We start from the raw sequence: 8,428 nt of genomic DNA, 5'->3' as shown, positions 1-8,428 counted from the left end.
AGTGCGGGAATCGACGCATCATGCGAGAACGCAAACGGGGATGCGGGAAGACGCTCGCGCGGCGAACCTATCCTTTCGGACAGGTGGGGTCACTCACCCCTCGGTCCTAATCCAACTCGCGCAGGGTCAGGAGGCCTTGTCGGCAGCATGTGACGGGCGACACGCTGGTGAGGACAGTTCGGTGCGAGGTGCGCCGGACACCACCCTCACCGAAGGAGCCGGCTCATGGCCATCGAGATGAATCAGATTTGGGACTTCCCGATCAAGGAGTTTCACCCGTTCCCGAAGGCCAAGCTGGGCGTCGGAGCGCACGACATGCTTGGCGTTGAAGCAAAAGAACTCGGCATGACCCGAGTCCTGCTGATGACCACCGGCCTTCGCGGCTCGGGGATCATCGAGGAACTGACCGGCAAGATCGAATACCAGGGTGTCGACGTCGTCCTGTTCGACGACGTGGAGTCGAACCCGAAGGACTACAACGTCATGGATGCCGCAGCCCGGTATCAGTCGGAAAAGTGCGACGGCATCATCTCCGTCGGCGGTGGCTCCAGCCACGACGCCGCCAAGGGTGCCCGCATGGTGATCGCGCACGACGGCCGCAACATCAACGAGTTCGAAGGCTTCTCCAAGGCGACCAACAAAGAGAACCCGAAGCACATCGCAGTCTCGACCACCGCGGGCACCGGCTCGGAAACGTCATGGGCGTACGTGGTCACGGACACCTCCGACATGAGCGACCCACACAAGTGGGTGGCGTTCGACGACACCTGCTTGGTCGACCTCGCGATGGACGACCCGTTGCTGTACTACTCGTGCCCCGAGCACTTCACCGCCTACTGCGGTTTTGACGTGCTGGCACACGCCAGTGAACCGTACGTCTCGCGACTGGACTTCGCGCCGTCCCTCGGCAATGCGAAGTACTCGATCGAGTTGACCGCGCAGCACCTGCGGACCGCCGTCTACGAACCCCACAACCTGGAAGCCCGCACCGGCATGATGCACGCGCAGTACATCGCGGCGCAGGCCTTCAACTCCGGTGGGCTGGGCTTGATTCACTCGTTCTCGCACGCCTTCAGCGCCTTCTACGACAGCCATCACGGACTCAACAACGCGATCGCTCTGCCGCGCGTGTGGGAGTACAACCTGCCGGCTCGCTACGAGCGGTTCGCCGAGATCGCACGCCTGATGGGTGTCGACACGAGCCGCATGACGACGGTGCAGGCTGCCGACGCCGCCGTCGAAGAGGCCATCCGACTGTCGAAGGACCTCGGAATCCCCGAAAACTTCGGGTCGCTGACCACCACGAGCTACGAAAAGAACCGCATGGGCACCGGCAAGTACGCCGACCGCGGCAACGGCGTCGACACGTCGGAGGAGACGGCCGTCGCGATCGCCGAGCACATGATGGGCGACTGGTGCACCCCGGGCAACCCGCGCGAATGCACCGTCCAATCGATGCTCCCGATGGTCCGCCACGCCCTCACGGGTTCGTACTAGCCGACCGGCCCTTCCACGACCCGCAGCCCCCGACCCCTCCGGAATGTCAGGTAAGAACATGAGTGACGCAGATACCATCCAGCACAGCCCCGAGACACTTAGTTTCGAGACCGCAAGCGATCTCGCCGATGCCCTCTCCGGGCAGGACTATCTGATCGATCCGGATCTGGCAGTGGTGGTCCATCTGGCCACCCTGCTCGACCGGCCACTACTTCTGGAGGGGCCGGCGGGTGTCGGCAAAACCGAACTGGCCAAGGCGCTCGCCGCCGCATCTGGGCGGGAACTGATTCGACTCCAGTGCTACGAAGGGCTCGACGACGCCCGGTCCCTGTACGAATGGGACTACGCCCGACAGCTCCTTCACGTACAAATGCTGCGGGACCGGATCAGTGAGGAACTGGCCACGCACGACAGCCTGTCGGCGGCGTCGGCGGCGCTGGCCCGCACCGATGTGGGCGTCTACACCGAAGATTTTCTCGTGGCACGACCGCTCCTCGCTGCCATCCTGTCGCCAACGCCGACCGTTTTGCTTGTCGACGAGATCGACCGGACCGATGAGTCGATGGAGGCGGTGATGTTGGAAGTCCTCGCCGAACGACAGGTGACAGTGCCTGAACTCGGGACCTTCACCGCGCGATCGGCGCCGTGGGTCATCTTGACCTCCAATGACACTCGTGAACTGTCGCCAGCGTTGAAACGACGCTGCCTGCACTTCCAAGTTTCCTATCCGACCGCGCAGCGTGAGCAGCAGATCGTCGCCGTACGAGCCCCGGGCGTCGAGGAGTCGGTCGTGGAGGAGGTTGTTGGGCTGGCACGACGACTTCGTGATCTGCCCCTGCGGAAGAGTCCGTCGATCGCTGAAGTCATCGATGCGGCCCGCGCCGCGTCGATCCTCACCGAGTCGGGCATCGACATTGACGGTCCAGACTCCCCGCTGTTGTCGATGCTGGTGAAGTTCGGAACTGACCTCGATCACGTTCGACGGGTGCTCTCAGCCCCCGTTGAACCCGCCGAACGCGTCTCGATTGACGGGACCCTGCCGACGGGTTCGCCCACCGCCAGCTCATTCGGTGCCGGTCGTGCCCGGAGCGCGGCCCAGCATGCGGCGCAGCGGAACTGATCGACCATGATGAGCACAGCCGCGTTCACCCGACGCGACGTCTTGGACGGTTTAGCTGTCCAATTCGGGCGGGCACTGCGGGCCTTCGGGCTCGCAGTGTCGCCCGCCGAGGTGATCGAGATTCGACGCACCTTGGCGCTCGTCGGTGGCGGCAACCCCAGAACCCTCAAGACCGCGCTGCGGTCGGTCAGCGTGAAGTACACCTACGAACAACAGGCCTTCGACGCCGCGTACGCGATCTTTTTCGAGGGTGCCGACCCGGACGAGGCATCGTCCGGGGGGCCATTGACGCGCGGCTTATATGGCGAACTGCCACTCGACGTCGAATGGGATGACGAGTTCAGCGGAGTTGGCCGAATGATCGGTGCGGATGAGCATTCGTTCGAGATCGGCGAGCTCATGGTCGACGACCCGGATGCGCGTGAACGACATGCGGAAAGTGCACACCGAGAGAACGACGACTTCTCTGTCTCGTCTGGTTCGGAACAACTCGAAGTCGGCACCGACGAGTCGGTCGTCTCCGGCGGAGTCACCTATACCGTCGAAGTCGACCATGCTGATACCGCGCAGGTCGGTGAACTCGTTGGCGCCACTGCCCGCGTGGAGGGAACGGCCCTGCGATTGGCGGACGCCGCAGCCCTCCTCGCAGCTCTGGACTCAACGGATGCACGCGCTGCGTACGGTGCCGATGGCGCCGAAGGGCTCGACGAACATCAGATGCGCGAGTTGGAACAGGCGCTGGCTCGTTTCGTCGACGCGCTGTCGGAGCGGTTAGCTGCCGCGGAGATCATCGAACAGCATGTCGTTGGTGCACACGACGGTCGGGCTCCGACGCACCGCGATCAGGCCGACATCGACCGCGCTTGTCATCGCCTGGTGCAGCGGATGCGTGGGGCCCCGCGCCGAGTTCCGAGGGAGACCGACAAGGGCCGCTTGGATATTCGACAAACGATGCGGGCGGCGGTAGCCACCGACGGCGTGCCCGTCGCGCTGTGGCGCCGACGTGCGGTCCCCGGGCCGGTGCGCACTCTCGTTATGGTCGACGTTTCGATCTCGGTCCGACCGGTGGCCGGCTTCATTCTCAGATTGGCGCAAACGCTCCATCGGTTCGGTGATCGTTGCGAAGTGGTCGCGTTCGTCGACCAGCCGGTGTTGGTGACCTCGGCGCTCCGCACCTCCAACGCCGAAGGTGCCCTCGCGGCCGTTCTAGCGACCGAGGGCCTCGACCTGGCGGCGACCAGTGACTATGGACGAATGTGGACAGCCATGCTCGAGCGTTACGGCGATCTGGTGACCAAGAAGACCAATGTGCTGATTGTCGGAGACGCCCGGAGCAACGCATTCGATCCGCTCGTCGAGAAGTTCGCAGAACTGGCCCGACGGTCGAATCGGGTGGCTTGGCTTACTCCTGAACCCAGCCGTTACTGGAGCCAAACCGGTTGTGCCCTAGCCGATTACGCCGAGTACTGCGACGGTGTGGTGAGTGCGCGAGACGGTGCGGAGATCTTGGCTCGCTGCGACGAACTGGGCGCAGCGCTGCGTTGATCGCGGTAGCGTCGCTAGACGTACAGGAGGTGGTCGTCCGGTGAATGAAAACCGAAACGCTTCCCGGATCGCCAAGTTCCACACACCGGAAATTGTCGTCGGACCGGGTTCGCTTCCCGAAGCGGCAATCGCGGTGACGGGCCTCGGTGTCGAACGGCCACTGGTCGTCTCCGACCGCCATGTCGAGGCCACACCTTGGTTCTCCATGTTGCTCGCCGACCTTCGAAAACAGGGGTTGGCGGCAGCGTCGTACCTAGATGTATCGCCCAACCCTCGAGCGGGGGAAGTCACCGACGGGTTTACCGCCTACCGGGCGCACGGAGCCGATGGGTTGATCGCGTTGGGTGGCGGGTCAGTGATCGACGCCGCGAAAGGCATCGCGGTGCTGGCATCCAATGGGGGCCTGATTGTGGAGTACGAGGGCATCGATCGTGCGACCCGACCGTTGCCGCCTCTGGTAGCGATTCCGACGACGGCGGGCAGCGGTGCCGACGTCTCGCAGTTCTGCATCATTAACGATCCGGAACGGCGCACCAAGATCACGATCATCGGCCGCACGTTGGTCCCCAATGTCACCGTCATTGATCCGACGCTGCTGACCACCGCGCCCTCGGAGGTTACGGCGCAAGCGGGGATGGACACGCTGACGCATTGTGTCGAGGCGTACGTGTCACTCGCGCATGGGAGCCTCACCGATTCTCTCGCGCTGGAATCACTGATCGGTGTCTGGACCAATCTTGAGCGGCTTGTGAATGATCCGCACGACCGTGCTGCGGGCGAAGCGATGGCTTTGGCATCGTTGCGTGCTGGCATGGCGTTCACCAACGCCATCCTGGGGGCGGCACATGCCATGAGCCATCCGGTCGGCGGCTACTGCGATGCACCCCACGGCACTATCAATTCAGTCCTGTTACCCCACGTCATCCGCTATAACGCGGTCGTTGCCGGCGGTGACTTTGTCCGCCTAGCCGAGGCAGTCGGCATCGACACGTCGGGCAGCCCGCAGCTGGTGGCCGACCGCTTGGCCGATCGGGTCACACGCCTCGGGCGACGTGTCGGTATGCCCGAAACGCTGTCCCCGCTCGGGGTACGCGACTCCCACCTCGACCTGTTAACCACCTACGCTCTCGCGGACTCGTGCATGATTACCAACCCCCGTCGACCGGAAGAATCAGCGATTCACGGCCTCTACCGGGAGGCCCTGTAGCCATGACCGGTCAGACGCCGGACCTGGCCAGCCTCGTCGGTCTGCGTACCGTCAAAGGCAGTCACTACGCGGAGTTCCGGGGTACTGCCGTCCGTCTGGGCCGGGTGATGACCGCATTGGAAGGAATCTCAAAGGCGCTGGTCCAGACTGTTGAAGGACCGGAGGCGTTGGTCGTGGCTGTGGTCGAAACGGTGCGAGATCACCTCGATGCGGAGTGGGTGCTGTTCGCTCTCGCCGACGGCCAACTCGGTGACACCAGTCCGCGGCACCTCATCGCCAGCGGTGACGGTCGGATCATGGCGTTCGAGGGGGTCAGTGTCGCGACGCCTCCCGTCGATCTGCCAGATCCGGTGCTGAATCGGCTGAACGACATTCTTCGCGGCGAAGAAGACGTCTTGCATGGTCCGATCGTGGCCGACCATCATCTGCATGTGCCGGTGGAGTTGGACGGTCGCGTGGTTGGTGGACTCTCGGCGTGGACGGCACCCGGTCGGGATGTGGATCCGGCAGATCTGATGGTGCTGCGAATCCTCGCGGGCCAGGCCACCGTCGCTCTGGTGAACTCCGCGTTGTTCTCGGAGGCAAACCACCGTGCGGAGGAGCTTGCAGAACGAAACGAAGAGTTGCTCGCGATGCAGCGTGAACTGTCGGCCGCGCAGCGCACCGCTCTGCTCGGTGGTGAGCGCGCGCGGATCGCTCGTGAATTGCACGACTCGGTGGGACAGTCGGTACTTTCCGCTGGACTGCAGATGGAACTGTGTCGTGCTGATGTCGCCGAGGGTGGGCTCGAACACCTCGATAAAGCAGTCCGGCTTACCCGAGATGCCATGGGGCAGTTGCGATCTGCCATCTTCGCACTCTCAGATACCCGGACCCGCGCCGACGCTCCGACCCCGGCGCCGAGTATCACCGAGACGCTTGACGAGTTGTGTGCGTTGCACCTTCCCGCAACTGCGGTAAGTGTCGTGACGGTCCGCGGGCGGCCCCGGGAACTCCCCGGCGATATTGAACATGCGGTCCTGCGTATTGCGGGCGAGTCGCTCTTTAACGCCGCAGTCCACGCTCAGGCCACCAAGGTGATCGTCACCGTCGCGTATGCCGACGACCAAGTGAGGTTGTGGGTCGATGACGACGGGGTTGGTGACCCCGAACTCCTTCGTGTCACGTTGCGCGCCGCCGCTGAAGGTGACTCCGTTGCCGCCCGCCACCGCGGTCTCATGAACATGCGCTCGCGTGCCGAAGAGCTGGGTGGAAGTTTCCGAATCCGCCGGTCACGGCTTGGGGGAGTGCGCATCGCGGCGTCGTTGCCGCTATCCGTCGGGGAAAGAGGGATCTCATGACTCAACGACCGATACGCACGGTACTGGTTGACGACCACGCCCTGCTCCGTGAAGGACTCCGCTCGCTTCTGGATAGGGACGAGGAAGTCGTCGTCGTGGGGGAGGCGGGGACTTTCGAGGCTGCGCTCGCCGAGGTGGCCCTCGTCGCCCCCGATGTTGTGGTGGTCGATCTGAAGTTGACGGCTGGCACCGAGTACGAAGGCCTCCGGTTGATTCGGGAGATGACGCGCCAGCATCCGAAGGTGGCCGCGCTGGTTCTTACGACCTTCCTCGACGACGACTTGGTGGTGCGTGCGGTTCGTGCCGGTGCCAAGGGCTACGTGGTCAAGGACGTTGACACAACCGAGCTCATCCGTGCGATCCGGACAGTCTCCACCGGAGGAAGTGCCTTCGATCCGCGGAGTGCGGCCATCGTGTTGCGCGCGGTTTCGGGCGAGCATGACGGCACCGCCGAACTCACCGACCGCGAGCGCCAAGTCCTAAAGCTCCTGGCAGACGGCAAATCCAATGCCGAAATTGGTCGTGGATTGTTCATCTCCGAGTCCACTGTCAAGTTCCACATCCGCAACGTGATCCGCAAGCTTGGCGTCACCAAACGAACCGATGCCGTCTATGTAGCAAGTAAACGCGGCCTCATCTGACGGCGTCGAATCTCCCTTTTCTGTCACGATTCGACCAGACCATCACCGATCGAACCGATCGGTGATGGTCTGGCGAATAGTTGGGCGTCGAATGTGACAGAAAAGGGGGAATCAGGCGACGTCGATGACGAGCCAGCCGCCGTGATCAGCGAAAACCCGGCTGCAGTGGTCGCCCGCGAACGCTGACCAGCGGTGAAGGTCCGATTCGCGAAGCAGTTCGAGGTGCCCGAAGTGGGGGCTGATCTGGTCCTCGAAGGGAACCGCGATGATCACCCGCTTCGACGCGACCCGGCAAGATTCGACGATTGCCGCTTCGACGTCTGCGTTATCGAGGTGTTCCAGAAGGTGGAGAAGCGTCACAGTGTCGAAACTATTGGTGGCAAACGGAAGCTGTCGGACGTCGCCGAGGGCCGTCTCTACTGGCAATCCCAGGTACGACGATGCGTCATCGAGGTGATCGAGCGCTCCGGGGCAGATATCTGAGGCGGTCACCTGGTAGCCATCCTGTGCACATTGCAGGGCAAAAAGTCCGAAACAACACCCAACTTCCAGCACACTGGTTCCGGTGAGAAGGCTCCGTGCCCGGTGATGAATGGGACTGAACGCGGAGGTGCCGGCTCGTAGTTCACGAATCGAGTTCGCATAGAAGTGCCGCCACGACTGCATTCGGTCGGGGCCGGCAGCCGTCACGATGTCCACGAACGCGGACTCGAACTCCTCTTGGCCGACGATGATTCCTTGTTCGACCATCGAAGTCAGTTCGGAAACCACCCGGGAATCGCTCAGTTCAGCGGTAGAGAGGGGGCGTGTCAGCGTCGATGCGGTGCTCATAGTTAGACGTTATGGGCGACCGGAGCCATCGGTAACTGACCTAACGGCTGGCCGGCCTGACCAAAAGGACAGGTCAGTGGGGGTGAGGGGACCTCGATTTGACCTTCTGTTCCGGCGTGCGTAACTTATTCCAGGTCGGAGCGAGTCGTTCCGGCCAGCGAAATTCCTTCGAGGCTAGCGGGTTTGCACCGGCTGGTGGGTGTCGGATAGAGTAGCAATCCTGCGCTTGAGCGCGTTCTTGTTTCTT

7 protein-coding genes are annotated in these 8,428 nt (G+C 63.1%); 6 read left to right on the top strand and 1 reads right to left on the bottom strand.

What is annotated here, in order from left to right; all coding sequences use genetic code 11:
- Window positions 1-225: 225 nt before the first annotated feature.
- From mdo to WBA38_RS03540, 6 genes are read left to right on the top strand one after another with little or no spacing between them, the layout of a single operon-like run.
- The gene (gene mdo, locus WBA38_RS03565) at window positions 226-1,497 is read left to right on the top strand and encodes an NDMA-dependent methanol dehydrogenase (RefSeq protein WP_424322053.1); all 1,272 of its coding nucleotides are present in this window, start codon (window positions 226-228) and stop codon (window positions 1,495-1,497) included.
- Between the two features lie 58 nt (window positions 1,498-1,555).
- Window positions 1,556-2,617, top strand: a complete 1,062-nt coding sequence (locus WBA38_RS03560) for a MadB family AAA-type ATPase (protein ID WP_424295446.1) — start codon at window positions 1,556-1,558, stop codon at window positions 2,615-2,617.
- 6 nt (window positions 2,618-2,623) lie between these two features.
- Window positions 2,624-4,162: a MadC family VWA domain-containing protein gene (madC, locus tag WBA38_RS03555; protein ID WP_424322052.1), complete on the top strand. Its 1,539-nt coding sequence runs from the start codon at window positions 2,624-2,626 to the stop codon at window positions 4,160-4,162.
- Between the two features lie 40 nt (window positions 4,163-4,202).
- Window positions 4,203-5,369 carry an iron-containing alcohol dehydrogenase gene (locus WBA38_RS03550; RefSeq protein WP_424296273.1) on the top strand — a complete coding sequence of 389 codons (1,167 nt, stop codon included), beginning with the start codon at window positions 4,203-4,205 and terminating at the stop codon, window positions 5,367-5,369.
- A gap of 2 nt (window positions 5,370-5,371) precedes the next feature.
- Window positions 5,372-6,709 carry a MadS family sensor histidine kinase gene (locus WBA38_RS03545; RefSeq protein ID WP_424296271.1) on the top strand — a complete coding sequence of 446 codons (1,338 nt, stop codon included), beginning with the start codon at window positions 5,372-5,374 and terminating at the stop codon, window positions 6,707-6,709.
- Complete coding sequence (locus WBA38_RS03540; RefSeq protein WP_424322051.1) at window positions 6,706-7,350, top strand: MadR family response regulator transcription factor; 645 nt, start codon at window positions 6,706-6,708, stop codon at window positions 7,348-7,350. Before WBA38_RS03545 ends, WBA38_RS03540 begins: the two co-directional genes overlap by 4 nt.
- A gap of 111 nt (window positions 7,351-7,461) precedes the next feature.
- Here WBA38_RS03540 and mftM read toward each other — a convergent pair whose 3' ends face one another.
- Complete coding sequence (mftM, locus tag WBA38_RS03535) at window positions 7,462-8,181, bottom strand: mycofactocin oligosaccharide methyltransferase MftM (protein WP_424322050.1); 720 nt, start codon at window positions 8,179-8,181, stop codon at window positions 7,462-7,464.
- Between the last annotated feature and the right edge of the window lie 247 nt (window positions 8,182-8,428).

This window comes from Gordonia sp. (in: high G+C Gram-positive bacteria), from assembly GCF_049647785.1.
GTDB lineage: Bacteria > Actinomycetota > Actinomycetes > Mycobacteriales > Mycobacteriaceae > Gordonia.
This window is presented reverse-complemented; position numbering and strand designations above follow the sequence as displayed.